Raw genomic sequence first — 26374 nt, 5'->3', positions numbered from 1 at the left:
CCCCGGGCCGTACGACCACCTGGCGCGGGTCAGGAGGCGGTCGGCACCCCGTTCGCGGGCGGCGCGACCGGCGCGGCCGTGTACTCCTTGACCGGCCCGTCCCGCTCGTCTGTCTCGTACGTGGGCCCGAAGTAGCTCTGGACTCCCCCGCTCACCCGGCTCAACCGCTGCCCGCCGTAGCCGGAGTGGTCGTCGGCGGCGAAGCGCAGCGGCGCGAGGCCGGGCCCCTGGAAGCCACCCTTCTCGACCGCGTCGACGACCTTCTCGCGGGTGACGTCCTTGCCGGCGGCGAGCAGCACCTGCACGAACAGGTAGCCGACCGACATGCCGTAGACGGTGTTGCCGTCGAACGGCGCGTCCCCGTTGTGCGACTTGTTGATCTTCGTGAAGAGCTGGATCCACGGGTTCGCCGTGTCGTTCTGCATCGGCAGGTAGTTGGTGCCGACCATGCCCTCCAGCAGCGGCGCGGCCGCGCCGAGCTGCTTGGCCAGGGTCGGCTGGTCGGCGCCCACGTTGGACACCAGCCACTGTGGCTTGAAGCCCAGCCGCGCGGCGGTGCCGATGGACAGCGCGGTGAAGCCGGGCACGGTCGCCAGCACGACGACCTGACAACCGCCCGCCTTGAAGGCGCCGATCTGCGGCGCGACGTTGGTGTTGCTGGTGACGTACGTCTGCTTGACCGCCACCGCTCCGGCGCCGAGGACCTTCTCCACGCCGGCCAGGCTGTCGCGGCCGAAGTCGTCGTCCTGACCGAGGAAGCAGACCTTCTGGCCGGCCAGGTTCGACTTCGCGTAGTTGGCGAGGATCTTGCCCTCGACCGTGTAGTCGGGGTTGAAGCCGAACGTGCCGGGATAGGTGTCGGGCTGGTCCCAGCTCCGGCTGCCGGACGCGACGAAGAGGTCCGGCACCCGGTTGCTCTTGAGGAAGTCGAGCACACCGCTGTGGGTGGGCGTGCCGAGGCCGTTGAGGATGGCGAAGACCTTGTCCTGCAACACGAGCTGGCGTACCACCTGCTGGGTGTTCGCCGGGTTGTAGCCGTCGTCCATGACCTTGTAGGTGATCTTCCGGCCGTGCACGCCGCCGTTGGCGTTGACGTAGTCGAAGTACGCCTTCGTCGCCGGCGCGATCTTGGAGTAGCCGGCCGAGGCCGGCCCGGTGAGCGGCATGTGGGTGCCGACGACGATCTCGGTGTCGGTGACCCCCGGCACCGACCTCCCGCCGGAGGCGGGACCGTCGTCGCCGCCACAGCCAGCGGCGGCGATGAGCAGAACGATGGAGCTGGCGATCGCGAGACCGCGTCGCGCCATAGGGTGCATGGGAGACACCGACCTTTCTCGGTCCGGTTGGGTGGGAGCGGTGTGGTGGGTGGAGCGCCCGGCGAAAGCCGGGCCGGAAAACAGCTCAGGAACGTCGCGCCGGCCAGCGGGCCAGCAGCGCCCGACCGAGGCGGGCCAGCAGACCCTGCACGCCGCCGGGCGCGGCGATCATCACGACGATCAGCGTGATGCCGAAGATCGCCAGCGGAAGGTTGCCCTCCAGTCGCTGCGCCACCGCTGGCGAGAGGGTGAGCAGCTCGGTCACGGAATGGGTGAGATCGGGCAGGGCGACCAGCAGCACGGCCCCCCAGAGCGCGCCGGCGAGGCGACCGAGACCGCCGATCACCACGGCCATCAGCAGGAACAGCGACAGCGTCAGCGAGAACGCCCCGGGCGACACGCTCTGCGCCAGCACCGCGAGCAGGCCGCCGCCGAGCCCCGCGGTCGCGGCGCTGACCACGAACGCGCGAACCTGGGTACGCGCCACGTGGATGCCCGCGAGTCGGGCCGCCACTTCGTCGTCGCGGACGGCCCGGAAGGTCCGCCCGTACCGGCTGCGGACCAGGTTCGCCAGGAGCAGCAGCGCCAGCAGCGTGGCGGCGCCGGAGACCCAGAGCTGCCACCGCTCGTACGGGAAGTAGGGGCCGAGCGCCAGCGGCGGCGGCTCCACCGGCACCGACAGCCCCTGCTCGCCGCCCAGGACGCCGTCGAAGGTGACGGCCAGCGCCGGCACGACGACGGCCACGGCGAGCGTCACCCCGGCCAGGTAGGGGCCGCGCAGCCGGGCCGCCGCCACACCGACCACCGCGCCGACCACGACCGTGCCCAGCACCGACGCGAGCAGCGACAACGCCAACAACCAGCCGCCGGTCCACCCTCGATCGAGGAACGCGTTCTGGCACAGCGCCACCGTGTACGCCCCGGTCGCCATCAACGCCCCGTGCCCCAGCGAGAGCTGCCCGTTGAGCCCGGTGAGGACGGTCAACCCGGCGGTGGCGCAGAGGTACGCCGCGATCGTGGCGAGCTGGAAGTTGCGGAACGGCTCGACGGCGTAGCTGACCGCCACCAGCAGCGCCCCCACGGCGAGCGCCACGGCCAGGTGCCGCAGCAGGGTGGAGCCCCGTCGCGGCTCGGGCGGGCGGTCACCGGTGTCGGCCGGCCGGTGCTTCGGCGGCAGGGCCGCCCGGGTCGCGCTCACACCCGCCTCGCCGCGACCGGGGCGAACAGCCCGCCGGGCCGCACCAGCAGCACCGCCAGCAGCAGGACGAGCACGGCGAGGGGGGTGAGGTCGCTGCCGGCGTACCCGCTCACGTAGGAGAGCAGCAGCCCCACCGCGAGGCCGCCGACGACCGCCCCCGGTGGACTGTCCAGCCCACCCACCACCGCCGCCGTGAACGCCGAGACGAACACCAGGTCCATGGCGTGCGGGTGCAGGCCCAGCTCGGTGGGGATGACCAGCATCGCGGCGAGCGCGCCCACGCCCGAGGCCAACGCCCAGCCGAGCGTCAACATGCCGCCGACGTTCACCCCGAGCAGTCGGGAGACCTCCGGCGCGAACGCCGCCGCGCGCATCCGCAACCCGACCGAGGTACGGGCGAACATCCAGCCCAGCCCGCTCACCACCACGGCGATCGTGGCGAAGACGAACAGGTCGTACGGCGACAGCACGGCGATCCCGCCGACGGTGAGGGCGGACCGGCTGAACGGGACCTCGGCGGGGCGGAACTCGTTGCCGTACACCATGCCCAGCACCGCCTGGATCAGCAGCACCAGACCGAGCGCGACGATGACCGGGTTGAGCGGTGACGCGTGATCCACGTGCCGCATCACGACCCGGTCCACCAGCGCCCCGAGCAGCAGGCCGGCGACGATCGCGACGACGAAGCCGAGCCAGTAGACGCCCGTCGCGGCGGACACCGAGTAGGCGACGTACGCGGCGGCGACGGCCATCGCGCCCTGGGCGAAGTTCACGACCCGCGCCGCCCTCCAGATGAGCACCAGCGCGAGCGCGAACGCGGCGTACACCGCGCCCCGGGACAGACCGTCGACGGTGAGGAAGACGAAGCGGTCCAACTGTTCTCCCTCCAGGGACATCCGGTGCTGGTCAGAAACCGAGGTACGCGTGGCGCAGGTCGACGTCGTCCCGCAGCGTCGCCGCCGGGGCGGCGATCACCACCTGGCCGAGGGACATCACGACGCCCTGGTCGGCGACGGCGAGTGCGCTCCGCACGTTCTGCTCGACCAGCAGCACGGTCAGGCCGGTCCGGTCGCGCAACTGGCGCAGCAGGGCCATGATCCGGGCGACCACCCGGGGCGCCAGGCCCAGCGACGGCTCGTCCAGCAGCAGCAGGCGCGGCCGCCCGACCAGCGCCCGGCCGAGCGCGAGCATCTGCCGTTCGCCTCCGGAGAGCTGGTGGCCGAGGTGACGACGACGCCGCGCGAGGGGCTCGAACAGCTCGTAGACCTCGTCGAGGGCGCGGCCGGCATCCGCCCGGTCGCGTCGCCACAGCCCACCGAGCCGCAGGTTCTCATCGACCGTCAGCTCGCCGATCACGCCCCGACCCTCCGGGACGTGCGCCATCCCGCGCCGCACGAGCTGTTCCACCGGCGTACCCCGCAGGTCTTCCCCGGCGAGGACGACCTGGCCGGCGGCCGGCCGGATCATGCCGGAGAGCGCCCGCAGCAGCGTCGTCTTGCCGGCGCCGTTGGCGCCAACGACGGCGGCGATGGTGCCGGCCGGCACGGTGAGGTCGATGGCCCGCAGCACCGGCGCGGCCCCGTAACCGGCCACCAGCCCCCGGACCACGAGCAGATCCGGCGCGCTCATGTGGTCTCCTCCGACACGAGGGCGCCCAGGTACGCCTCGGTGACCGCCGTGTCGTCGCGGATCTCGTCCGGCGGCCCGGTGGCGATCACCCGACCGAAGTCGAGGACCACGATCTCGTCGCAGACGTCCATCACCAGGTCCATGTGGTGCTCGACGAGCAGCACCGCACACGGGTCGACGTCCCGCCGGGGCAGCCGCCGGATCAGGTCCGCCAGCTCGGCGATGTCGTCGGCGCCGAGGCCGCCGGCGGGTTCGTCGAGCAGCAGCAGCCGGGGTCGCGCGGCGAGCGCGCGGGCCAGGGCGACCCGCTGGCGTACGGCGAAGGGAAGCGTGCCCGGCGCGGCCTCGGCGTGCTCGGCGATGCCCAGATCGTCGAGGACGTCCAGGGCGTGTCGGCGCAGCCGGCGCTCGTCGCGGTCGCTGGGGGGCAACCCGAACAGCGCCGCCGCGAAACCCGCACGGGCGGTGTGGGATGCGCCGGTCATCACGTTCTCCACCACGCTGAGCCCCGCGAAGAGCCCGGTCCCCTGGAGGGTCCGGGCGATGCCGAGCCGGGTCAGCCGGTGGGGCTGGGGGCGCAGCGGCCGACCGTCGAGGGTGAGCGAGCCCGTCTGCGGTGTGACGAAGCCGCAGACCACGTTGAACAGGGTGGTCTTGCCGGCGCCGTTGGGGCCGATCACGCCGACCACCCGGGAGGGTGGCACCCGGAGCGAGACGTGGTCGAGGGCGGTGAGGCCTCCGAAACGGACGCCGATGTCGTGCAGTTCGAGGCCGCGCTCCATGCACCCATCCCTCTGCCGTGGCGGGTGTTATTTACACTCGCAGTGTACGTTTCTCGGTGATCGCGTCAAGACCCTTCGATACGCCCGAACGGCCGGGACGGCCGCCGTGGGGCGACCGTCCCGGACGTGCGCGCTCAGGCGCTCGGGCAGGTGTTGCGGTACTCCTCGATCTGCGACCCGCTGGGGCCCGGGCAGAGGAACTGCTCGTAGCGGGTGTCGTCGTCGACGAACCGCTTGAGCCAGGCCACCATCTGCCGCGCCGTCGGGGTGTTGACCGTCTGCGGGAAGAAGTGGCTCGCCCCGCTCAACTCCAGGTAGGCCTTCTCGGCCGACGATGGGATGCTGTTGTAGAACGGGACCGAGTGCGAGGCCACCGGCGCGACGGTGTCGCTCTCGCCGCCGATGATCAGCGTCGGCACGCGCAGCTCGGACCAGCTCTTGTCCGTGTTCCAGGGCGCGAGGGGCACCGCGGCCTGCAACGATGGCCGGGACGAGGCCGCCTCCAGGCTCCCTCCGCCGCCCATGGAGTGGCCGGCCACCGCGAGCCGGCTGCTGTCGATCCGGCTCCGGACCGAGCTGCGCTCGGTGAGGTAGTCCAGCGCGGCGAGCAACTGCCGGCCACGGCTGTCCGGCTGGTCGAGTCGGGTGTTGGTCTCGATGCCGATCACCACGAAGCCGTGCGAGGCGATCCGTGGACCCAGCCAGCTGATGCTGGACCAGGCGGCGGTGTAGCCGGGCGAGATGGCGATGGCGCCGAAGGTGCCCTCGCTGGTGCTGGTCGGGTAGTAGATGACCCCGCCGCCGAAGCCGGTGACGCTCAGCGACGACACGCTCTGCGACGCGGTGGCGAAGGGGCCGCGGCTGGCTTCCAGGATCGCGGTGGTCGGGGCCGGGCCCCGCTCGTACGGGCCGGCGGCCTGTGCGGCACCCGTCGGTCCGACGAGGACACCGGCGACGAGCAGGGTGGCAGCCAGCGCGAGCCGGGCGGCTCGGGCGGGCAGGGAACGGGGACGGGTGGTGGTTGGTGACGACACGTCGGGCACTCCCTAGAGTCGAGCAATATCGACGTTCGTCAGTGTTATTTGTCCGGGTCGGCCGGCGCATCGGTGAAATCACCAGTCCCGGATTTATCGTGCGTTTCGACCCTCAAGGCAGGGGTAGGGGTGCAGGGGCCTGCTCAAACGCTAAAGCGAGAGGTTCGCCCCGTGGATTCCAGCAAGCCCGCCGAGGCGGTCAAGAACGTCGTTAAGACCGCCTCCGATAAGATCGCCGACGCCCTCACGCCGGACGTGCCGGGCGCGCCTGGCAGCGCGCCGCCCAGCGTCGAGGAGCCGACCTCGCCCCACGATCCGCTGCCGCCCAAGACCGAACAGGGCGCGCCGCAGACGCGTACGCCCACCGGCGCCGAGACCGGCGCGCCGACGACCGCGAACGGCCAGCAGGGCGCGTACCTGACGACGGCGAACGGGGCCCGGCTGCGCGACACCGACCACTCGCTCAAGGCCGGCCCCCGGGGACCGGTCCTGCTTCAGGACCACCACCTGCGCGAGAAGATCACGCACTTCGACCACGAGCGCATCCCGGAGCGCGTGGTGCACGCGCGGGGCGCGGGCGCGCACGGGGTCTTCACCGCGTACGGCACCGCCGAGGCGGTCACGAGGGCCGGCTTCCTGAAGAAGGGTCGGGAGACGGAGGTCTTCGTCCGGTTCTCCACCGTCCTCGGATCGCGCGGCTCGGCCGACACCGTCCGGGACACCCGGGGCTTCGCCACCAAGTTCTACACCGACGAGGGCACCTTCGACCTGGTCGGCAACAACATGCCGGTGTTCTTCATCCAGGACGCCATCAAGTTCCCCGACATCATCCACGCGGCGAAGCCGCACCCGGACCGGGAGATCCCCCAGGCGCAGAGCGCGCACGACACGTTCTGGGACTTCGTGTCGCTGCACACCGAGGCGCAGCACCACACCATGTGGAACATGTCCGACCGGGGCATCCCGCGCTCGTACCGGACCATGGAGGGCTTCGGCGTACACACCTTCCGCCTCGTCAACGAGGCCGGGGAGACGGTGCTGGTCAAGTTCCACTGGAAGCCGAAGCTCGGCGTGCACTCCCTGACCTGGGAGGAGGCGCAGATGCTCGGCGGCATCGACCCCGACTTCCACCGCCGGGACCTCTACGACGCGATCGAGGCGGGCGCGTTCCCCGAGTGGGAACTCGGCATCCAGGTCTTCCCCGACACTCCCGAGGAGACCTTCGCCGGCATCGACCTGCTGGACGCCACGAAGATCGTCCCGGAGGAGTTGGCGGAGGTGCAGCCGGTCGGCCGGCTGGTCCTCAACCGGACGCCGACGAATTTCTTCGCCGAGACCGAGCAGGTCGCCTTCCACCTCGGCCACCTGCCGCCGGGCATCGACGTCACGAACGATCCGCTGCTACAGGGGCGGCTCTTCTCGTACGTCGACACGCAGCTCACCCGCCTCGGCGGGCCGAACTTCACGCAGATCCCGATCAACCGTCCGCACGCGGCGGTCAACGACATGCTGCGCGACGGCTTCCACCAGCACGCCGTGCACGCCGGGGTGGCGCCGTACCGGCCGAACTCCCTCGACGGTGGCAACCCCTTCGAAGCCGGCGACGCCGAGCACGCCTTCGTCGACGTGCCGGTGACGGTGGCGCAGGCGCCCAAGGTCCGCGCGAACCCCGCGTCGTTCGACGACCACTACAGCCAGGTACGACTGTTCTGGCTGAGCATGTCGCCGGTCGAGCGGGAGCACATCGTCCGGGCGTACACCTTCGAGCTGGGCAAGTGTTACCACCAGGCGATCAAGGAACGTCAGCTGCAGTGCCTCGCCAACATCGACGCGGTGCTGTGCGAGCAGGTGGCCACCGGCCTGGGGCTGCCCGCGCCGCAGCCCACGGTGACGCCCGTCGACGTCACGCCGAGCCCGGCCCTGTCGCAGGTGGGCGGGGAGTGGCCGGCCGACGGCCGCACTGTCGGGATCGTCGTCGACCCCGACGGTGACCTGGACGACGTCGACGAGGTCCGCCGGGCCGTCTTCGACGCCGGCATGGTGCCGCTGCTGATCGCTCCACACGGTGGCATGGTGGGCGACCTGACAGTCCAGCGGACCTTCGCCACCGGCCGGTCGGTCGAGTTCGACGCGCTCCTGCTGGCCGGGGCCCCGGTGCCCGCGCCCGACGCGCTGCCCGCCCGCGACGCCAAGGCCGGTCGGCCGGACGCGGCGACCGTCGACCCGCGCGTGCTGCTCCTCGTCGAGGAGTGCTGGCGGCACGCCAAGGCGATCGGCGCGTGGGGCGCCGGTGTCAGCGTGCTGGAGCAGGCCGGGGTTGCCGGCACCCCCGGCATCGTGGCCGCCGGCTCCGGCGGCGAGGCGCTGACCGGGGTGCAGCGGCTGATGGCCGCGCACCGGGTCTGGGAGAGGTTCCCCGCCTCGGTCGGCTGAGCCGACATCGAACGAGGGCCGTCCCCCGCTTCGGCGGGTGGACGGCCCTCGTCGTCGAACTGGCCTTCCGCGTCCAGCGCGGTCGGCCGCGCCCACGTCAGCCGATGTCGGCCGCGCCCACGTCAGCCGATGTCGGCCAGCCGCGGCACCACCTCGTCGCCGAGCCGCCGGGCGAACTCCACGGGGTGCCGGTCCGGCGTGACCTGCACCTCGGTGACGCCGAGCGCGGCGTAGTCGGACACCTCGGCGAGGAACGCCTCGAGATCCTCCAGCGGCGGCTTGGAGGCCAACACGGTCTTGGTGATGCTGTCGTAGTCGCGGCCCTCGGCGGCGCAGTGCCCGCGCAGCACGTCCAGCTTGTGCGCGATCCCCTCGGCGCCCGTGCCGAACAGGTTGCAGGCGTCGGCGTACCGAGCGACCAGCAGCAGTGTCTTCTTCTCACCGCTGCCGCCGATCATGATGGGCGGATGCGGACGGCGCAGCGGCTGGGGCGAGTTGATCGTCTCCGTGAGCTGGTAGTGCCGCCCGTCGAACGGCCCGTCGTCGTCGGACCACATCTGCTTGCAGATCCGCAGCGTCTCCTCCAGTCGCTCGAACCGCTCGGCGACCGGCACCACGGGCACGCCGAGTCCCCGCTGCTCCCGCTCGTACCAGGACGCCCCGATGCCGAGCCGGGCCCGGCCGCCGGAGAGCACGTCGAGGGTCGTCACGGTCTTGGCCAGCAGCCCCGGATAGCGGTACATCACACCGGTGACCAGGACACCGAGCGTCATCCGACGGGTCTGCGCCGCGACGTAAGCCAGCGTCGTGTACGCCTCCAGCATCGGCTCCTCGGCCGGGGCCAGGGCCTCCATCTGGAAGAAGTGGTCCATGACCGTGAACGAGGCCACTCCGCCCTGTTCGGCGATGGTCGCCGCCTCGCTGAGGGTCGGCGCGATGGCCGCCGGATCGGCCGGAGTCGAAAAGTTCCAGTAGTGCAGACCGAGCTTCATGTTCGGCACCTCCGCGATCGAGCCTAGTAGCGCTCCCCGGTTCCCAACGCGTCGTCGGCACGATGGTGGTGGTCCCGGTACGACGAGCTGGCGGAGTCCATTACCGGATCATGACAATTCGAGGATCAGGCGCGGATATCCCGCTGGCACCTTCTGCTGAGTGATCCAAGAGCTGTCTCTCACCGAGCCACGACCGGGCGGGTACGACCCCGACGCGCGCGTCCGGTTCCGCCATCGGCGGCAGGCCGACACCGGCGGACCGCAGCGGGTGCAGTGGGCCGACGCCGCGAAGGGCGTGTGCATCGTCCTCGTCGTCGGATGGCACGTCGTCGTCAAGGACTACCTGCAGATCGACTGGCATGTGGGCGTACCCGTGCCGGGCCTGTGGGGCACGCTGGGTGAGCAGTTCCTGCCGCTGCGGATGCCGCTCTTCTTCACCATCAGCGGCCTCTTCGCGGCCAACGCCGTACAGCGGCCGTGGCGCGCCGTCGCCCGGGGCCGCATCGCGGGCTTTTTCTACCTGTACGCCCTCTGGCTGCTCATCCACACGGCGGTCCTCGCCGTGACGCCGGACTTCCCGACCGACCGGGCCACCTCCGCCCTCGGTCTGCTGGCACAGCTCACCGTCACGCCCTCCAACCTCTGGTACCTGTACGCCCTGGCGCTCTACTTCACGCTCGCCAAGGCGACCCGCCGGCTACCCCGGTCGCTGGTCGTCGTACCCGCCGCGGTGTTGTCCGCCGTCACCGCCGCCGGCCTGCTGGCCACGCCGGGCAACCGGGGCGGCCTCTATCAGAACCTGGTCTTCTTCCTGGCCGGCCTGTACCTGCGGCCCCACATCCAGCGGTGGGCCGCCGCCGCCACCCGGCGTCGACTGGCGCTGACCGGCGGGGCGTACGCCCTCGCGCTCGCCGTGATGGCGGCGGCCGGCGCGCAGCGGTGGTTCGGCGTCTGGCCGGCGGTCTCCGTCGTCGCGGTGGCCTTCGGCGTCACCGCCGCCGCCCGGCTGGTCCGCTGGCCCGCTCTCGGCGACCGGCTGGCCGCGCTCGGACGCGTCACGTTGCCCATCTACGTCATCCACATGCCGCTGCTGGCGCTGCTGCACCGCCTGCTGGCCGCCCCGGTCTCCGAGCTGGACGCGGGCGCTCAGGGCCTGATCGTGCTGGGCTACCCGATCCTGCTGACCGCGCTCGTCGCCGGGCTGAGCCTGGCCGTGCACCGCGCACTGCTGGCGGCGCACGCCCGGTGGCTGTTCGCGCTCCCCGGGACGCGTCGCGAGGCGGTCGCCGGATGAGCGCGCTGGCCGAGGCGGTGGTCGACCTCGGGGCGATCGCCGACAACGTACGGACGCTCGCCGCCGTCACCGGCACGGAACTGATGGCGGTGGTGAAGGCCGACGGGTTCGGGCACGGCGCGGCGCCGGTCGCCCGGGCCGCGCTGCGCGCCGGCGCCACCTGGTTGGGCGTGACCTCGGCGGCCGAGGCGCTGGCCCTGCGCGCCGCGGGCATCACCGCGCCCACGTTGAGCTGGCTGCACCGCCCGGACGACGACTTCACCGAGTTGATCCTCGCGGGCGTCGACGTGGGCGTCTCGACGATCACCCACCTGCACGCGCTCGCCGACGCGGCCCTGCGGGTCGGCGTGCCCGCGACGGCGCAGCTCAAGGCCGACACCGGCCTCACCCGCAACGGCGCCGGCCGCGACGACTGGCCGGACCTGGTGGCCTGGGCCCGCAAGTACGAGGTCGAGGGCACGGTCCGGGTACGCGGCGTGTGGTCCCACCTCGCCGACGCGGACGTGCCGGGCGCGCCCGCGCTGGCCGGTCAGGTGCGGACGTTCGCCGAGGCGCTGCGCATCGCCCGGACCGCCGGCCTCGACCCCGACCTCGTCCACCTGGCCAACTCGGCGGCGGCGCTGTCCGCGCCCCGCACCCGCTTCGACCTCTGCCGGATCGGGTTGGCCCTCTACGGCGTCGACCCGTTCGGCGCGGTCGGTCCCGGGGCGTTCGGGCTGCACGCCGCCCTGACGCTGCGCACGACCGTGGTGAACGTGAAGCGGGTGCCGGCCGGCACCGGCGTCTCGTACGGGCCGGAGCACGTGACCGCCGCCCCGACGACGCTGGCGCTGCTGCCGCTCGGCTACGCCGACGGGCTGCCCCGCGCGACCGAGGGCCGGGCCGAGGTCTGGCTCGGCGGCCGGCGCTGCCCGGTGGTCGGGCGGATAGCCATGGACCAGTGCGTGGTCGACGTGGGCGACCTGGCGGTGCGGATCGGCGACCCGGTCGTCGTGATCGGCACGGGACGCGACGACGACGCGCCGACCGTCACCGAGTGGGCGCGCTGGGCCGGCACCAACCCTCACGAGATCTTGACCGGAATCGGGGCGCGGGTGGGCCGCGTCCATCTCCACGAAAGGGCGAACGTCGCATGATGACGCGACTGGCAGTGCTGTACGGCGGACGGAGCGGCGAACACGAGGTGTCGCGGCGCTCGGGGGCCGCCATCATCGCCGGTCTGGACCGGGAGCGGTACCAGGTGACCGAGATGCTCATCGACACCGACGGCGGCTGGCACGTGGACGGTCGGCCCATCGGTCTGCCGCAGGCGTTGCGGGTGCTGCGCGCCCAGGACGTGGTGTTCCCGGCCCTGCACGGCCCGTACGGCGAGGACGGCACGGTCGCGTCGCTGCTGGAATGGCTCGGCGTGCCGTACGTCGGCAACGGGGTGTTCGCCAGCGCGGCGGGCATGGACAAGGGCGTCACCAAACGGCTGCTCGCCGCGGAGGGCCTGCGGGTCAGCCCGGGTGTGACCCTGCGGCCCGGGGAGACCCTGTCGCCGGTCGACCAGCAGCGGCTGGGCCTGCCGGTCTTCGTGAAGCCGGCGCGGGCGGGGTCCAGCCTGGGCGTGGTCCGGGTGACGGAGTGGTCGGCGCTGCCCGCCGCGCTCGCGCAGGCCCGGGAGGTCGACCCGAAGGTGCTCGTCGAACAGGGCGCGCACGGCCGGGAGATCGACGTCGCCGTCCTGCAACACCCCGATGGCCGGGTGCAGGCCGGTCCGCCGCTGGAGATCCGGGTCAGCGGCGCGGGCTTCTTCGACTACGACGCGAAGTACGACGGCGGGGCGGTCTTCCAGATCCCGGCCCGGCTCGACCCGGCCACCACCGAGGTGCTCCAGGACCGGGCCGTCCGCGCCTTCGAGGCCCTCGACTGCCGGGGGCTGCTGCGGGTCGACTTCTTCCTCCCCCACGAGGGCGCCGAGCCCATCGTCAACGAGGTCAACACGTTCCCCGGCTTCACCGCCGAGTCGCAGTTCCCGCAGATCTGGCAGCGGGCGGGCATCGAGTTTCCCGCCCTGCTCGACATCCTGGTGGCCGGCACGCTCACCGGCCGAGGTCGGGTCCTCTCCCCGGGGCTGCCCCGACCGGAGCGGGCGATCGACCTGGTGTGAGCGGCGTCGCCCCGGTCACTCGATGGGGCAGGACCAGGGCGGCCGGGTGCCGTCCGAGCCGACGAGGGTGACCGGGGCGGAACTGGCCTGCTGGCCGGCGAGCGCCACGGTGCAGATGATCTGGTTGGCCGCGAGGGTGGACAGCGGCAGCACGGCGCCCTTGATCCGCACCGTGATGCCGGGCTCGTCGGTGCTCGGCGTCATGCTCACCGGAGCGGCGTCGGCCGGCACCTCGCTGGTGAACCCCGCGCTCCGCTCGGCCTCGGTGGGACCGGCCGCGAGCAGCACGAGCGTGTCGAGCGGTGACTCGGGAACGATCTTCGCTGGACGGACGACCAGGGCCAGCTCGCCGTTCGCGATCAGGTAGATGCCCCCGCCCGCGGACGGTCCGCTCACCGCGGAGCGGCCCGTGATGACGTCGCTGGGCCGGACTCCGCAGCCCGCGGTGAGCAGCCCCACCAGGAGCGCGACCGCGAGCAGCGCCCGCGTCCCGCGACGGCGGCTCACCGTACGCCTCCGGCGTTCGCGGCTCACCGTACGCCTCCGGCGTTCGCGGTCTCGGAGGCCACCCGGGGCAGACGGAGCGTGAACACCGCTCCGCCGTAAGGGGCGTTGCCCGCCACCAGGCTCCCGGACTGCCCGGCGTGCCGGTGCAGGCGCGCGTTCTCCCACGCGATGGCGAGTCCGAGGCCGCTGCCCTCCGAGCGGGTCCGGGCGGTGTCGGCCTTGTAGAGGCGGTCGAACACGTGCGGAAGCACCTCCGGGTCCAGACCCGGTCCCTGGTCGGTGACCTCGATCGTGAACCAGTCGGGTTCGGTGACAAGACGGACGGACACCGGTTCGGCGCCGTGCCGCAAGGCGTTGCCGACCAGGTTGGCGACGATGACGTCGAGCCGCCGGGGATCGAGACGGGCGACGACACCGGAGGGCAGGTCCACCCGTACCCGGTCGGCCCACCCCCGCAGCCGCAGCGTCGCGGTGACCGCCGCGGCGACGTCGACGTCGTCGAGGGCGAGCCGGGCGGTGCCGGAGTCGAACCTGCTGACCTCGATGAGGTCGTTGACGAGCTGGGTGAGGCTCTGCGTCTCCTGACTGACAAGCCGGGCAGCGCGGCCGGCGTCTCCCGGCAGCCGGTCCGCCTCCTCGTCGAGCACGTCGGTAACCGCCGTCATGGCGGCCAGCGGCGTACGGAGTTCGTGGGACACGTCGGCCACGAAGCGCCGCGCGTCGGCCTCCATCCGCCGCAGCTCACCGACCTGACGCTCGATGGTCGCGGCGGTGTCGTTGAAGGTGCGCGTGACGTCGGCCAGCTCGTCGACGCCCCGGACGGTCAGCCGGGTGGACAGGTTTCCCTCGCCGAGCCGGCGTGCCGCGCGACCCAGCTCGCGTACCGGCCGCAGCACCCCCTGGGCGGCCAGCAGAGCCAGCAGGACCGCGAGGATCAGGGAGAGCCCGCCGGTCACCCACGCGAGGGTGGCGAGCCGCTCGATGCTCTGCTGCTCGGAGGCGAGGCTGCGCACCGCGTAGACCTCCACTCCGGACGCCACGCTCGCGCCGTCGGACCGGTCGAGCCGGAGCTGTGTGCCGATGAGCAGCACCGGGCGTCCGCCACGGTCGACGCGTTGCCAGGCGATCTGACCGCGCGCCACCTCATGCCGCAGCTCCGGGGTGAGCTGGTCGATACCCTCGACGCTCGACGACCACCGCTCCCGGTAGTGGACCACGACGTAGCTGTCCCGGTCGGAAAGTTGCCCGGCCAACAGGTCCATCTCCTGCTGGCTCGGCGGCAGGCTCAGCACCGGGTACACCTTCGAGAGCTGGTCGGTCAGTGAGGCCACTGCCGCGTCCTGCGCCTGCTGGAGGATGACCGTTCGCGCCTGGAAGTAGCTGCCACTGGCCACCACCGCCGTGGTGGTCACGCCCAGCAGGGCGAACGCCAGGAGCAGCCGGGTGCGCAGGCCCAACGCCATGGCGCGGGCCCGGTGCCATTGGGTCACAGCGGCCCGAACCGGTATCCGAAGCCACGTACCGTCTGGATGTAGACCGGCGTCGAGGGCTCGTCCTCGATCTTGGCGCGGAGCCGCTGGACGCAGGCGTCCACCAACCGCGAGTCGCCGAGGTAGCCGTGCTCCCAGACGGCCTCCAGCAGTTGCTGGCGGCTGAGCACCTGGCCCGGCGTGTGCGAGAGTTCGAGCAGCAGACGCAGCTCGGTTGGGGCCAGGCCGACCGGCACGCCGTCCTTGGTGACCACCAGCGCGGCACGGTCGATGGTCAGGGCGCCGTGCCGGTGCAGCCCGGGCCGATCGGCGCCGGGGCGCCGTGAGTCGCCGCCGGTGCGTCGCAACACCGCGCGGATTCGCGCCTCGAGCACCCGGGCCTGCACCGGCTTCACCACGTAGTCGTCGGCGCCCGCCTCAAGGCCCGCCACCACGTCCATGTCGTCGTTGCGCGCGGTGAGCATGATGATGGGCAGGTCACCGTCCTGCCGGATGCGACGGCACACCTCGAACCCGTCCATACCGGGCAGCATGATGTCGAGGACCACCACGTCGGAGGCGGTCGTCCGCAGCCGCTCCAGACCCTGTTCACCGGTCGCCACGGCGACGACGGTGTGGCCCTGCCGGGTGAGCGCCAACTGCAGTCCGTCGCGGACCGTCTGGTGATCTTCGATCAGCAGGACCTGGGGCATGCCGTCAAGTATCCCATCACGCAGATTGTTCATATTTGTCGATGCCTCGCGCCGATCCGACGAACTCCACCGACCGGATCAGGAACGCCGCCCCGCCCACCGCGAGCATCGTCGACGCGGTCGCCAGCAGGACGGCCAGGAACGGTCCCCACCGCAGTTCGGCGGCCAGACCGGGCACCAGAACCCGAACCGCCCAGACCAGTACGACCAGCCCCACCGCGCCCTCGACGAGAGCACGCCGGACCCGACCGGAGGTCGGCCCGCCGGGCGGGCGGAGCGCGTCGTTGCCGGACCGGACCGCCAACGCGGCCGCCGCCAGGCAGAACAGTGCCATGCTCAGCAGGACGCCCCCGAGCACGTCGCTGAACCGGTGCCATCCCGCGATCATGGTGGCCGCGCCGATCACCGAGACACCGGCCGCGCCGGGCACCACCAGCCACCGTCGGGCCGCGCCCGGCGCCGCCAGCAGGAACGCCAGCGCCAGGGCCGTCGCCACCGCGACGTGACCACTGGGGAAGCTGTTGTGCGTGGTCGAATTCGGGACCGCGAGATCAGGGCGAGTCAGCGCCGACTTCGCCACCCCCGCCGCCAGCACGGCGGCGAGCACCATCCCGACGCCCACGACGCCGGGCAGCAGCCGACGGCCGAGCAGGCCCACCACCAGCACGGCGGCGAGCAGGACGGCCAGCGGCGCCGGCTGACCGAAGTGCCGCAGGACGACCGTGGCCGGACCGAACAGGCCGCCGGCCTGCTCGTAACCACCACCCCGCTCGGCGCGCGGCAGGAGCAGCCCGTCGACCCACTGACCGGGCTGGGTCCATACGAACACCACGCCGACCAGACACAGCGCGAGCAGGCAACAGACGCCCGCCGCGAGCAGCCGGAGAGCCGGTGGGGCCAGCGCGCGCGCCGGGCCGGGCGACAGCGCCGGTGGCGGCGGCACCGACGAGCGACCGATGGAGTACGACGATCCGTGGGACATGCGACCATGCTCGGCCCGCCAGATCCGGGGGCTGTCCGTGGATTGTCTTGGTTCTGTCACAACCGACGCTCGTACCGGAAAAACCCGGGCGATCCTCCCCCGCGGACGTCCTGCCGCCAGCGCCGTCCAGACCTGAACCTTCATTCGCATGCTTACATGCAACTATGTTTTACCTGGCCGAGACGAGCCGTCACTAAGATCAAGACGCCGATCGATGATTCTCGGCGGTGCGAAAACCATCCGGAGTGTTCGTGGGGAACCGGAAGGGGTTGGGCAATGCACGGGGTTTCGGTCGCTCCACTCGTCATCGGCATCGCGTCGTCACCGGCCGAGCGCCGGCAGTTGGCACGCCTGCTCGGCGGCAGCGACGCCTTCCTGATCGTCTCCAATGTCGAGCAGGCACGGGAGTTCCTCGGTGTGGGCGACCTGCCCCCCGTCGTACCTCCCCCGCTCCCGCCCGCACGGGCGGAGGTGGCGCAGCGCCCGCAGCCGCCGCCCGACCTCAGCGTCGACTCCGACCGCCGCGTGCTGCGCTGGCGCGACCAGGAGATCGACCTGACCCGCCTGGAACACGACGTGCTGCTCTGCCTCGTCGACGCTCCCGGGCAGGTCTGGACGTACGAGCGGCTGCACCTCGAGGTCTGGGGCAACCGGCACCTGGGCCGCGGGTCCGACATGCACTCGGTCGTGCGACGGGTACGCCGCAAGCTCGCCCGGCTCAACGCCGCCGCGACCATCCACGCGGTCCGTGGGGTCGGCTTCCGGCTCGCACCGATCTGAGCGCAGGAACCGACCCCGAAGACGGCCCGGCCCGCCTGGTCGAGGACCAGGCGGGCCGGATCACTGCGTCAGCGCTCCGGTGTCAGCACCGGATCGGCGCCAACCCGAAGTTCTCCACCGTGGGAGTGGTGGTGTTGATCTTCGTCTGACGGGTCTGGGGCTTCCAGCCGTCCTTGGCGACGATCAACGTGAGCGGGTTGTTCCGGCGGTCCATCCAGTAGGCGTAGTTACCGGCGGCGTCGGTCGCGAAGGTGAACGACATCGCCCACGAGTCGACCTGCACCACCGCACCGGCGATCGGCGCGGTCGCGCCCGCGCAGCTCGTCCCGGTCACCGTACCCATCAGCTTGCCCCAGGTCTTCGGGGGCGTGACGATCATGGTCACCGCCACCGGCGGCACCGAGTACGGCGTGTTCTCCCGGATCGTGACTCCGGCCGAGTAGGTGCCCGGCTGGTCCACGTTCGCGGTCAACCCGACGGTGACCGTGACCTTCTCCCCCGGCGCGAGGGTGGCCGTGGTCTTGTCGATCGTCATCCAGCTGACGTCGGCCGCCGCCTCGGCGCACCCCTCGAAGCCCGGCAGCGCCTCGCTGTCCGGCGCCGCGCTGAAGCTGCCGGACGAGCCACCGATCTTGTAGAAGCCACACGCCGCGCCACCCCGGTACCGGGCGGTGTTGGCGTTCGGCAGGTTCGACCACGAGCTGGTGGCCGGGTCGAAGGCGAATCCGGCGTTGGTGATGGCGCCGCCCTGCGAACCGCCCACGACCAGCAGCTTGCCGCTGGCCACCGCGTACGAGCTGGCCCAGTTGTCGGTCGGCGCGTCCGCGATCGCGGTCCAGGTGTTGGCGCCCGGGTCGTAGGCGTAGCTGGCCTTCTGCGCCGCGGTGCCGTCGTTGCCACCGGTGCAGTAGAGGACGCCGTCGATCCCGCCGCAGGAGGCGAAGGCCACCGACTTCGGGTAGTTGGCCACCGCCTCCCAGGTGTCGGTGCCGGGGGTGTAGCGGACCACGGTGTTCGACATCGGCACGCAGGCCGCGGTCGTGCAGCCGCCCACCGCGTAGAGCTTGCCGTCGACGACCGCCTGCCCGGCCGCGGCCCGTGGCGCGGGGTTGTCGGCCAGCTCGGTCCAGGTGTTGGCCGCCGGGTCGTACGACCAGGTGGCGGCGTCCGGACCGGAGTCGCCCCAACCGCCCGTTGCGATGATCTTCCCGCCGACCACGCCTACGGTCAGCGCGTTGCGAGCGCCGGGAAGGTCGGCGGCAGCCGTCCAGGCCTGCGCGACCGGGTCGTAGGCGTAGGTCTTCGCGGTGGAGGCGGTTCCGTCACCACCACCGATCGAGTACACCTTGCCGTCCAGGGTGACCACCCGGTTGTCCATGATGTTGCCCGGGTAGTCGGCGATGTCGGTCCACGGCGCGGCCTGCGGACCGGCCGCCGCGGGCGTCACCGTCGCCGCCTTGCCGGACGACCTGGCCGCGACCGAGGTCGGGACCGTCAGCCGTTGCTCGGCCGCGCCGGCCGCGCCGAGCGCCTGCTGCCGGGTCACCCGCGAGCCGTCGGCCCGCAGCAACTCGAAGCCGTCGTCCCGCTCACCGAAGGCGACCTCGACGGGGGCGCCGCCGGTGTTGGTCACGGTGAACGTCCTGGTCGCCTTGCCGCTGGGCATCTGGAGCGTCGCGCTCAACGCGGCGGGTGCCACCGACAGGCGGCCGGCCGCGAGGACGAAATTCGCGGTCGTCGCCCAGTCCGGCTCGACGTCGACCTGCTTGCTCTGGCTGACGTAGCTGCCGGCCGTCGCGGTGAACTTGTGGGTACCGGTGAGCGTCGAGTAGATCCAGTAGAACCCGTCCGGCAGCCCCGGGTCGTCCGGGGTCGCCACGGTCACCGCCTTCTCGGCGGGCCGGTCGTTGCTGGTGACGGTGGCGCCGTTGAGGTAGCTGTCGTCGTTCTTGTCGCGGACGTTGCCCACGACCAGGCCGCCGTCGACCGGCACGCAGGTGACCTGGCTGCCGATGAGGACGTTGTCGACCTCCCACCACCAGTCGTACTTGGCGTCGTAGTAGTGGAACCGCACCTGGACCTGCGACTTGCCGGCCGCCTGCGGGATCGGGATCTCGGTGAGCTTCGGTCCCCGGACGTCGGTCTCCTGCCGCAGGACGTTCGTCCAGGTCGCGCCCCCGTCGACGCTCAGGTCGACATCGGCGGTGTCGTTGTTGAGCTGGTTGAAGTCCTGGTTGAACCGGATGACCGGGGCGCTGACGGCAGTCAGGTCGACGACCGGGCTGACCAGGGAGCTGTCCTGGGTCTTGCCCGCGCCGTAGTCGTCACTGTCGATCATCGCGAAGTTGCCGGTGCCACCGGTCAGGTTGCCCCGACCGCCGTCGTCGGTGAACTTCCACACCTGGCCGCCGCCGACGTTGTCCACCACCGTCCAACCGGCCGGGGTGGTCGTCGCGTCGAAGGTCTCGTACTCGCCGTCGGAGCCGAACGTGTAGCCGGGGGCCGTCGTGCACCTGGTGGTGTCCACCGGCACCGCGACGTTGGCCGTCACGTTGCGGGTGCCGACCACGACCTCCTTGGTGACCTTCTGATAGCCCGGGTACTGCACCTCGTACGTCAGGGTGTACGTCTGCCCGGACGGCACCGTGATGCTGTAGCGGCCGTTCGACGGGGTCGTGTAGTCGTACACGCCCGCCGGGCCGCTCACGGTCACCTTGGCGTACAGCGGCCAGCCGTGGCCGGAGCCGTCGGTGACCGAGCCGGTGACGTTGACGCGCGGCACCGCCGTCAGGGCGACGTCGAGCGTCGTGGTCGTGCGGTTGGTGACCGTCGCCGTCTTCGTGGCGCTGCCGTATCCGAACGCCGACACGACGACCTGGTAGTCACCGGTCGGAACGAGGCTCGAGTACGTGCCGTCGGCGCCGGTGGTGATCTCGCGCGAGGTCGGGCCGGTGAGCGTCAGGGTCGCGCCGGCGATCGGGGCGCCGGTGGCCGCGTCGGTGACCGTGCCGGCCAGGGTGCCGACGTCGCCGGTGGGGGCGGCGTTGAGCAGCGCGAGGGCGTCCAGCCGGCCCTCACCCCAGACGTTGTTGTCCGCAGCGGTGCCACCGCACTGGTCGTCGGCCTTGTCGATCGCGGTGCCGTTGAGCAGCGCGCGCGTCGCGTCGACGTCACCGACCAGCGAGGGTGCCCCCGAGTACAGCAGGGCGATCGCGCCCACCAGGTGCGGTGCGGCCATCGACGTGCCGCTGGCGGTGCCGTACCCGCTGCCGGGAACACTCGACCGGACGTTCACGCCGGGTGCGGAAATGTTGGGCTTGATCTCGCCGTTCTGCCCGACGCCGCGCGCCGAGAAGCTGGCGATGGTGTTGTTGACGTCGTACGCGCCCGCCGAGTAGTTGCTGGCCAGGCTTCCCGGCGAACCGCTGGTCTGACACGCCGGTCCGCTGTTGCCGTTGGAGAACACCCCGAAGATGCCCGAGGCGGCCCAGGCCAGGGTCACGTCCTCCATGAACGGCTCGTTGGACGGCAGTCGGGTGCCCCACGAGTTGTTGATGATGTTGGGGCGCTTGCTGGCGTCCGGGTTCTGGCCGTTCGAGTCGGTCGGCTCGAGCATCCACTGACCGGATTCGATCAGCGCCTCGTCCGTGGGGCAGCAGCCGTTCGCCGCGATCCACTTGACGCCGGGCGCGACACCGATCTGGTTCGCGCCGGCGGAGCCGGCCATGGTGCCCATGGTGTGCGTACCGTGGCCGTCGTCATCGCAGGGCGCGCCGTCGCACGTGCCGGCGGCGTCGAACCAGTTGTAGTCGTGGTCGAACGTGCCGTCGCCGTTGTTGCCACGGTAGGAGTTCACCAGGGCCGGGTGGTCGTACTGCACACCGCTGTCGATGCTCGCGATGGTGACGCCCTCGCCGGTGACGCCGTACTGGGACCAGACGTCGTCGGCGTTGATGTTGGCGACGCCCCACTCGACCGCGTTGACGGTCTTCTCGTCGGTCCCCTTGGTCAGTTTCGGCAGCTCGTAGGCCACCGGGGCGTAGAGGCCCTCGACCTCACTGTGGGCGGCGAACTGCTGGGCCATCGCCAGGGAGCCGCTGTTCACCTTGATGGCGTTGGTGGCCCAGAAGCTCTGGTACTTCGTACCCGAGCTGTCGAGTTCGGCGCGGACCTTGCTCTGGCTCCCGGCGGCGCTGTCCCGCAGCGCCTGCGCCACGGCCGCGCCCCGCTTGGTCCAGTCCTTGATGGCGCTGGCCTTGCCCAGGTCCGCGCGGTCCTTGAACCGAATCCAGAAGTCCCCTGCGCTCTTGGCCTCGAACTGCTTGGCGAGTTCCGGCCGGATCTTGTCCCCGACGGCCGTACCCGTCGAGCCGGGCGCGGCCTGCGCCCCGGAGCCGAAGCTGGCCAGGCACGTGGCGGCGAGGACCAGCGCCGCGCCGGCGCTTACCGCCGACCTGGCCGTGCGTCTCCATTGTGGACGTCTGAACATCGGTGCCGCCTTCCTCAGAACGACCCAGGGGTGTACGTGGGCCACGGTGGGAAGTGCACGAGATCCACTCGACGGAACCGAGCGAACGGACCCCTTCATGCCTCCCCCATGCACCGCGCGGGTCACGCCGGTTGCCCGAGTGGACACTATGATCGAGAGGAAAGGACGATCAAGAACTTGCTGTGAGCATCTTGTCGCTACCGGTTGCCCTGCTGGTGACGCGCTTGCCAAACATTGTCAGGACCATGACGATAGGTGGGCAGGGATGCCCATCGATTCCAGGCGGTGCGGTGGCGGAGACCGACGACGCGGCGTTGGACGGGGGCGACCCGGCCGACGAGGAGTTTCCGCTGCTGATCGCGGTGACGCCGTCACCGCGCGAGCGCATCCGACTCGCGGAACGGCTCGACGGGGTCGCGCCGCTGCTGCTGGTGGCCGACCTCGACGAGCTGCGCCGGCTGATCGGAGCGCCGCAGCAGCGCCCCGGGCCACCGACCGAGCCGCCGCCGGGTCGTACGCCCACGGCCGAGCCCCACCCCGCCCTGGTCGTCGACTCGGCCCGCTCCACCGCCCGGTACGCAGCGCGCGAGGTCGGCCTGACCCGGTTGGAACACGACCTGCTGATCTGCCTCACCACCGAGCCGGTCCGGGTGTGGAGCTACGCCGAGCTGCACCGGTCGGTGTGGCACGACGAGGGGCGCGCGCACCGGGCGGACATCCAGTCCCTGGTGAAGCGGCTGCGGCGCAAGCTGGTGGTCCTCGGCACCGGCGCCACGATCGAAGTGGTCCGTGGCGTCGGGCTGCGGCTCACGGACCGGCAGGACCCGCGGATCGGGCGTGCCTGACTGCTGCCTGATTCAGGCAGTTCCTCAGCACGGGCCGACCGCAACGGCCCGGGTCAGCGCGTTTCCCCGTATCCGGGAGGCGCGCGGTACGAGCACGTAACGTGAACTACAGCCGATCAACGGCGAACGCCGGACGCGCCCGCCGCCTGCCCGCTCAGCCGCAGGAGGTGAGAGCCCATGCTGTCGGTATTCGATCCCCGGCACACCGTCGCTCCCCCGGGATACAGCCGCTGGCTCATCCCGACCGCAGCGTTGGCCGTGCACGTGTGCATCGGTCAGGTCTACGCGACGAGCGTCTACAAGAACTCGCTCATCGCGCACTTCGACGCGAGCCAGACGGCGATCGGGGCGATCTTCAGCATCGCCATCGTCATGCTGGGATCGTCGGCGGCGGTGGGCGGCCGGTGGGTGGAGCGCAACGGCCCGCGCCGGGCGATGTTCGTCTCCGCCTGTTTCTGGGCCACCGGCTTCCTGGTCGGGGCGCTCGGCATCGCGACCCAGCAACTCTGGCTGCTCTACCTCGGCTACGGCGTCATCGGCGGCATCGGACTGGGCATCGGCTACATCTCGCCCGTCTCCACGCTGATCAAGTGGTTCCCGGACCGGCCGGGGCTCGCCACCGGCCTGGCGATCATGGGCTTCGGGGGTGGCGCTCTGGTCGCCGGTCCGTTCGCGCGCCAACTGCTGTCGCTCTACGACCCCGACTACAACCCGGCCAACCCGGCGGCGGTGGCGTCCGGGTCCGCCCTCGTGGGACTGTTCGTCACGTTCGGCATCGGCTACTTCGTGATCATGATGTTCGGTCCGTTCAACGTGCGGGTGCCGCCGCCCGACTGGCGGCCCGCCGGGTTCGACCCCGATCGGGTCGCGGCCCGACCGCTGGTGACGAGGGCGAGCGTCTCCGCGTCCAACGCCGTACGCACCCGCTCGTTCTGGCTGCTGTGGATCGTGCTGTTCTGCAACGTCACGGCGGGCATCGGCATCCTGGAGCAGGCCAGCCCGATGATCCAGGACTTCTTCCGGGACAACGGGTCCACCGCCGTGTCGGTGTCGGCGGCGGCCGGCTTCGTGGGTGTGCTGTCGCTGTTCAACATGGCCGGCCGGTTCGTCTGGTCGACGACGTCCGACCTGATCGGCCGCAAGCCCATCTACCTGGTCTACCTCGGTGTCGGCATGGTGCTCTACGCGCTGCTCGCGGTGGCCGGGCACGCGGCGACGGCGCTCTTCGTACTGATCGCCGCTCTGATCATCTCCTTCTACGGCGGCGGCTTCGCCACCATGCCCGCGTACCTGCGGGATCTGTTCGGCACCTTCCAGGTCGGCGCCATCCACGGGCGGCTGCTAACCGCCTGGTCGGCGGCGGGCATCGCCGGCCCGCTGATCGTCAACCGGATCCTCGACACCCAGGGCAAGCCCGGGACGCTCACCGCGTCGGCGTACCGGCCCGCGCTGCTCACCATGGTCGGCGTGCTCGCCATCGGCTTCGTCGCCAACCTGCTGGTCCGTGCCGTCCCCGACCGGTTCCACGAGCCGGACCGGGGGTCGGCCTCGCCCGTGGCACGGGCCAGCGTCACCGAGCCGGTCGCCCTCGGCCCACGGAGCAGCCCACCGGTGCCCGAACACGTCGGCGACCAGACCGGGCGGCTCTGGCTGTCGTGGCTGCTCGTCGCGGTGCTGCTCGGCTACGGCATCGTCGAGACCGTCAGCACGGCCGCGAAGCTGTTCACGGGCTGAGGCGGCCGTCGCTCACCGCGCGGGGCGGCCGGCCGGCGCCGGGCCGCCGTCGGCGAGGCGGTCCCGCTGGGGTACGACCGTGTACCTCGGATCGCACGCGGACACCGAGCCGGCCTCGAAGATCCCGAACCGGGTAGCCACCGACGAGGCCACCAGGGCCGCGCCGGCGAGCACCGACAGGAACCGGCTACGTCGGGAGAGCAACGCGGCGACCGCGCCGACGCTGATCAACACGTTGCCCGCCCGGACCAGGCCACCACTGTGACCGCTGCGGTAGGGCTCGCCCGTGACCGGCAGCCGCTCCATCCGGTGACCGCCGACCAGCTTGATGGCCGCGCCGGCGACGGCGAGCCGTCGCAGCGGGGCGGTCTCGGCGGGGGGCGCCACGATGAGGCCGACCCCGGCGGCCGCGACGAGCGCGCTGCCGCCGAAGACGAACGGCAGATCGGGGTACGCGTCGTGCCAGGCCGGTACGGCGGTGTCGGCGAGCAGGACCCCGGTGTACGTGGCCAGTGCCGGAGCGGTGGCCGCCGCGGCGAGACCGGCGATGTCACCGACGCCGGGCGCCAGCCGACGGGCGAGGCCCAGCACACCGTGCCGCGGCAGCCGTGGCGCGAGTTCGGCGAACGCGGCCACCCCGGCGGCCGGGCCGAACGCGGTGAGGATCCAGGTGCCCATCGACATGGGCGAGGTCGGTTTGGCGACCCGGAGCATGTGGTGGAACCGCGCCGGCCGACCGAGGTCGTGCACCAGCAGGTACGCGCTGGCGAGGATGCCACCGAAGGCCGTCCAGCGGCCCACCTGGCGCAGCTCGGGACGGCCGGTCAGTTGGGCGCCCGCGCCGATCAGGGCGCCGCCGGCGGCGAGGCCACCGGTGAACAGGTATCCGGCGATGTCGCGCTTCCACACCGGCGCCTTGAGGATCGGCCGACCGTAGTAGGAGCTGAAGTCGGCCGGTGGCACGGTCAGCTGCTCGCGGGTCATGGCCGCCTGCCGAGGAACGCGCCGACCGTGACGGCGGCCATCGTCAACGCGGCAAGACCGGCGCGCTTCCACATCGCCGGTAGGTCCCGGGTCGTCACCACCGGGTCCGGTGGCAGCCCGTACACCTCGGGCTCGTCCAACAACAGGAAGAACGCCCCGTCACCACCCACACCATCGTCCGGATCATGCCCGTACAACCGGGCCTCGGGAACACCCCGACCATGCAACGTCGCCACCCGCACCGCCGCCCGCTCCCGCAACTCCTCAAGCGGCCCGTACTGAATCGACTCCGTCGGACACGCCTGCGCACACGCCGGCGTCATCCCCACACCCAACCGGTCGTAGCAGAGCGTGCACTTCCACGCCCGACCATCACCCTTACGCTGATCGATCACCCCGTACGGACACGCCGAAATGCAGTACCCACACCCGTTGCAGATGTCCTCCTGCACCACCACCGTCCCGAACTCCGTCCGGAACAACGACCCCGTCGGACACACATCCAAACAAGCCGCATGCGTGCAGTGCTTACACACATCCGACATCATCAACCACCGAAAGTCCGACCGGCCCTCCGCGCCCGTGCCCCGCCCCGGCGGCTGCGCACCCGGCATACCCAGGAACTCCGGGCCGCCCGACATGCGGGTCGCCGCGCCCGGCGAGCCAGGCGGCAGACCCGGGTCCGTGCCGGTGTCGGCGACGGTCCGCGCCCCGACGGCCGCCGTCGCCGGGCTGACCGCCGGCCCGTCCGGGTAACCGGCGAACGCCGGGGAGGCCCCGCCGAGCCGGCGCGGCTGCTCCACGAACGCCACGTGCCGCCACGAGTTCGCCGTCAACGCACCCGTGTTGTCATACGACATCCCCAACAGATCCAGACCACTCCCCGGAACGCCGTTCCACTCCTTGCACGCCACCTCACACGCCTTACACCCGATACACACACTCGTATCGGTGAAGAACCCCATCCGCTCCGGCGGGTCCACATACCCCGCGTCCGGCGCCGGATCGAGCGGCCCGTACAGGGCGTTGGCATGCGGCATC

At 71.7% G+C, this 26374-nt stretch carries 21 protein-coding genes; 7 read left to right on the top strand and 14 right to left on the bottom strand.

Annotated elements, in window-relative coordinates; translation table 11 throughout:
• Nucleotides 1-29: 29 nt before the first annotated feature.
• The 6 genes from ACLQ25_RS08405 to ACLQ25_RS08380 form a co-directional block, all read right to left on the bottom strand.
• A complete protein-coding gene (locus tag ACLQ25_RS08405) occupies nucleotides 30-1316 on the bottom strand; it encodes an ABC transporter substrate-binding protein (RefSeq protein WP_425730326.1) in 1287 nt (428 codons plus the stop codon).
• Nucleotides 1317-1401: 85 nt separating this feature from the next.
• Entirely contained in the window at nucleotides 1402-2514 is a 1113-nt protein-coding gene (locus ACLQ25_RS08400; RefSeq protein ID WP_425730325.1) for a branched-chain amino acid ABC transporter permease, read from the bottom strand.
• The gene (locus ACLQ25_RS08395; RefSeq protein WP_425730338.1) at nucleotides 2511-3389 is read right to left on the bottom strand and encodes a branched-chain amino acid ABC transporter permease; all 879 of its coding nucleotides are present in this window, start codon (nucleotides 3387-3389) and stop codon (nucleotides 2511-2513) included. Before ACLQ25_RS08395 ends, ACLQ25_RS08400 begins: the two co-directional genes overlap by 4 nt.
• Nucleotides 3390-3420: 31 nt before the next feature.
• Nucleotides 3421-4143 carry an ABC transporter ATP-binding protein gene (locus tag ACLQ25_RS08390; RefSeq protein ID WP_425730324.1) on the bottom strand — a complete coding sequence of 241 codons (723 nt, stop codon included), beginning with the start codon at nucleotides 4141-4143 and terminating at the stop codon, nucleotides 3421-3423.
• Entirely contained in the window at nucleotides 4140-4925 is a 786-nt protein-coding gene (locus tag ACLQ25_RS08385; RefSeq protein WP_425730323.1) for an ABC transporter ATP-binding protein, read from the bottom strand. The genes ACLQ25_RS08390 and ACLQ25_RS08385 overlap by 4 nt, the downstream gene beginning before the upstream one ends.
• Before the next feature lie 134 nt (nucleotides 4926-5059).
• The gene (locus tag ACLQ25_RS08380) at nucleotides 5060-5959 is read right to left on the bottom strand and encodes an alpha/beta hydrolase family protein (protein WP_425730322.1); all 900 of its coding nucleotides are present in this window, start codon (nucleotides 5957-5959) and stop codon (nucleotides 5060-5062) included.
• A 171-nt stretch (nucleotides 5960-6130) separates the two neighbouring features.
• Between ACLQ25_RS08380 and ACLQ25_RS08375 the strand changes: the two genes are divergently transcribed.
• A complete protein-coding gene (locus tag ACLQ25_RS08375; RefSeq protein WP_425730321.1) occupies nucleotides 6131-8392 on the top strand; it encodes a catalase in 2262 nt (753 codons plus the stop codon).
• A 122-nt stretch (nucleotides 8393-8514) separates the two neighbouring features.
• Here the strand turns inward: ACLQ25_RS08375 and ACLQ25_RS08370 are convergent, their stop codons facing one another.
• The gene (locus ACLQ25_RS08370; protein WP_425730320.1) at nucleotides 8515-9384 is read right to left on the bottom strand and encodes an LLM class F420-dependent oxidoreductase; all 870 of its coding nucleotides are present in this window, start codon (nucleotides 9382-9384) and stop codon (nucleotides 8515-8517) included.
• Between the two features lie 160 nt (nucleotides 9385-9544).
• Between ACLQ25_RS08370 and ACLQ25_RS08365 the strand changes: the two genes are divergently transcribed.
• The 3 genes from ACLQ25_RS08365 to ACLQ25_RS08355 are packed head-to-tail and all read left to right on the top strand — an operon-like array spanning nucleotide 9545 to nucleotide 12830.
• Complete coding sequence (locus ACLQ25_RS08365; protein ID WP_425730319.1) at nucleotides 9545-10678, top strand: acyltransferase family protein; 1134 nt, start codon at nucleotides 9545-9547, stop codon at nucleotides 10676-10678.
• Entirely contained in the window at nucleotides 10675-11814 is a 1140-nt protein-coding gene (gene alr / locus ACLQ25_RS08360) for an alanine racemase (protein ID WP_425730318.1), read from the top strand. Before ACLQ25_RS08365 ends, alr begins: the two co-directional genes overlap by 4 nt.
• Complete coding sequence (locus ACLQ25_RS08355) at nucleotides 11811-12830, top strand: D-alanine--D-alanine ligase family protein (protein WP_425730317.1); 1020 nt, start codon at nucleotides 11811-11813, stop codon at nucleotides 12828-12830. Before alr ends, ACLQ25_RS08355 begins: the two co-directional genes overlap by 4 nt.
• 15 nt (nucleotides 12831-12845) lie before the next feature.
• On the opposite strand, the gene ACLQ25_RS08350 is transcribed toward ACLQ25_RS08355, so the two are convergent.
• The 4 genes from ACLQ25_RS08350 to ACLQ25_RS08335 are packed head-to-tail and all read right to left on the bottom strand — an operon-like array spanning nucleotide 12846 to nucleotide 16501.
• Complete coding sequence (locus ACLQ25_RS08350) at nucleotides 12846-13337, bottom strand: hypothetical protein (RefSeq protein ID WP_425730316.1); 492 nt, start codon at nucleotides 13335-13337, stop codon at nucleotides 12846-12848.
• A 23-nt stretch (nucleotides 13338-13360) separates the two neighbouring features.
• On the bottom strand, nucleotides 13361-14827 hold the full coding sequence (locus tag ACLQ25_RS08345) for an ATP-binding protein (RefSeq protein WP_425730315.1): 1467 nt from the start codon (nucleotides 14825-14827) through the stop codon (nucleotides 13361-13363).
• Nucleotides 14824-15519 (bottom strand): response regulator, encoded by a 696-nt coding sequence (locus tag ACLQ25_RS08340; protein ID WP_425730314.1) that lies wholly within the window; start codon nucleotides 15517-15519, stop codon nucleotides 14824-14826. Before ACLQ25_RS08340 ends, ACLQ25_RS08345 begins: the two co-directional genes overlap by 4 nt.
• 16 nt (nucleotides 15520-15535) lie before the next feature.
• Nucleotides 15536-16501 carry a phosphatase PAP2 family protein gene (locus tag ACLQ25_RS08335; protein WP_425730313.1) on the bottom strand — a complete coding sequence of 322 codons (966 nt, stop codon included), beginning with the start codon at nucleotides 16499-16501 and terminating at the stop codon, nucleotides 15536-15538.
• 276 nt (nucleotides 16502-16777) lie between these two features.
• Between ACLQ25_RS08335 and ACLQ25_RS08330 the strand changes: the two genes are divergently transcribed.
• Nucleotides 16778-17281: a winged helix-turn-helix domain-containing protein gene (locus tag ACLQ25_RS08330; protein ID WP_425730312.1), complete on the top strand. Its 504-nt coding sequence runs from the start codon at nucleotides 16778-16780 to the stop codon at nucleotides 17279-17281.
• A gap of 82 nt (nucleotides 17282-17363) precedes the next feature.
• Here the strand turns inward: ACLQ25_RS08330 and ACLQ25_RS08325 are convergent, their stop codons facing one another.
• Nucleotides 17364-21770: a S8 family serine peptidase gene (locus ACLQ25_RS08325; RefSeq protein WP_425730311.1), complete on the bottom strand. Its 4407-nt coding sequence runs from the start codon at nucleotides 21768-21770 to the stop codon at nucleotides 17364-17366.
• A 290-nt stretch (nucleotides 21771-22060) separates the two neighbouring features.
• Between ACLQ25_RS08325 and ACLQ25_RS08320 the strand changes: the two genes are divergently transcribed.
• The gene (locus tag ACLQ25_RS08320) at nucleotides 22061-22615 is read left to right on the top strand and encodes a winged helix-turn-helix domain-containing protein (RefSeq protein WP_425730310.1); all 555 of its coding nucleotides are present in this window, start codon (nucleotides 22061-22063) and stop codon (nucleotides 22613-22615) included.
• A gap of 177 nt (nucleotides 22616-22792) precedes the next feature.
• Entirely contained in the window at nucleotides 22793-24349 is a 1557-nt protein-coding gene (locus ACLQ25_RS08315; RefSeq protein ID WP_425730309.1) for an OFA family MFS transporter, read from the top strand.
• A gap of 12 nt (nucleotides 24350-24361) precedes the next feature.
• On the opposite strand, the gene nrfD is transcribed toward ACLQ25_RS08315, so the two are convergent.
• Nucleotides 24362-25333: an NrfD/PsrC family molybdoenzyme membrane anchor subunit gene (gene nrfD / locus ACLQ25_RS08310; protein ID WP_425730308.1), complete on the bottom strand. Its 972-nt coding sequence runs from the start codon at nucleotides 25331-25333 to the stop codon at nucleotides 24362-24364.
• The gene (locus tag ACLQ25_RS08305; RefSeq protein ID WP_425730307.1) at nucleotides 25330-26373 is read right to left on the bottom strand and encodes a 4Fe-4S dicluster domain-containing protein; all 1044 of its coding nucleotides are present in this window, start codon (nucleotides 26371-26373) and stop codon (nucleotides 25330-25332) included. The genes nrfD and ACLQ25_RS08305 overlap by 4 nt, the downstream gene beginning before the upstream one ends.
• Between the last annotated feature and the right edge of the window lies 1 nt (nucleotide 26374).

The organism is Micromonospora sp. DT44, assembly GCF_049841635.1.
In the GTDB taxonomy this organism is placed as follows: Bacteria; Actinomycetota; Actinomycetes; order Mycobacteriales; family Micromonosporaceae; genus Micromonospora.
The sequence above is the reverse complement of the archived record's forward strand: the minus strand, read 5'-3'. Positions and strand labels throughout refer to the sequence as shown.

Bases quoted from the DNA above. Each gene is read 5' to 3' on its own strand.
- ACLQ25_RS08405 (WP_425730326.1), bottom strand. From the start codon at position 1,316: ATGCACCCTATGGCGCGACGCGGTCTCGCGATCGCCAGCTCCATCGTT.
- ACLQ25_RS08390 (WP_425730324.1), bottom strand. From the start codon at position 4,143: ATGAGCGCGCCGGATCTGCTCGTGGTCCGGGGGCTGGTGGCCGGTTAC.
- ACLQ25_RS08385 (WP_425730323.1), bottom strand. From the start codon at position 4,925: ATGGAGCGCGGCCTCGAACTGCACGACATCGGCGTCCGTTTCGGAGGC.
- ACLQ25_RS08370 (WP_425730320.1), bottom strand. From the start codon at position 9,384: ATGAAGCTCGGTCTGCACTACTGGAACTTTTCGACTCCGGCCGATCCG.
- alr (WP_425730318.1), top strand. From the start codon at position 10,675: ATGAGCGCGCTGGCCGAGGCGGTGGTCGACCTCGGGGCGATCGCCGAC.
- ACLQ25_RS08355 (WP_425730317.1), top strand. From the start codon at position 11,811: ATGATGACGCGACTGGCAGTGCTGTACGGCGGACGGAGCGGCGAACAC.
- ACLQ25_RS08340 (WP_425730314.1), bottom strand. From the start codon at position 15,519: ATGCCCCAGGTCCTGCTGATCGAAGATCACCAGACGGTCCGCGACGGA.
- ACLQ25_RS08335 (WP_425730313.1), bottom strand. From the start codon at position 16,501: ATGTCCCACGGATCGTCGTACTCCATCGGTCGCTCGTCGGTGCCGCCG.
- ACLQ25_RS08330 (WP_425730312.1), top strand. From the start codon at position 16,778: ATGCACGGGGTTTCGGTCGCTCCACTCGTCATCGGCATCGCGTCGTCA.
- ACLQ25_RS08325 (WP_425730311.1), bottom strand. From the start codon at position 21,770: ATGTTCAGACGTCCACAATGGAGACGCACGGCCAGGTCGGCGGTAAGC.
- ACLQ25_RS08315 (WP_425730309.1), top strand. From the start codon at position 22,793: ATGCTGTCGGTATTCGATCCCCGGCACACCGTCGCTCCCCCGGGATAC.
- nrfD (WP_425730308.1), bottom strand. From the start codon at position 25,333: ATGACCCGCGAGCAGCTGACCGTGCCACCGGCCGACTTCAGCTCCTAC.
- ACLQ25_RS08305 (WP_425730307.1), bottom strand. From the start codon at position 26,373: ATGCCGCATGCCAACGCCCTGTACGGGCCGCTCGATCCGGCGCCGGAC.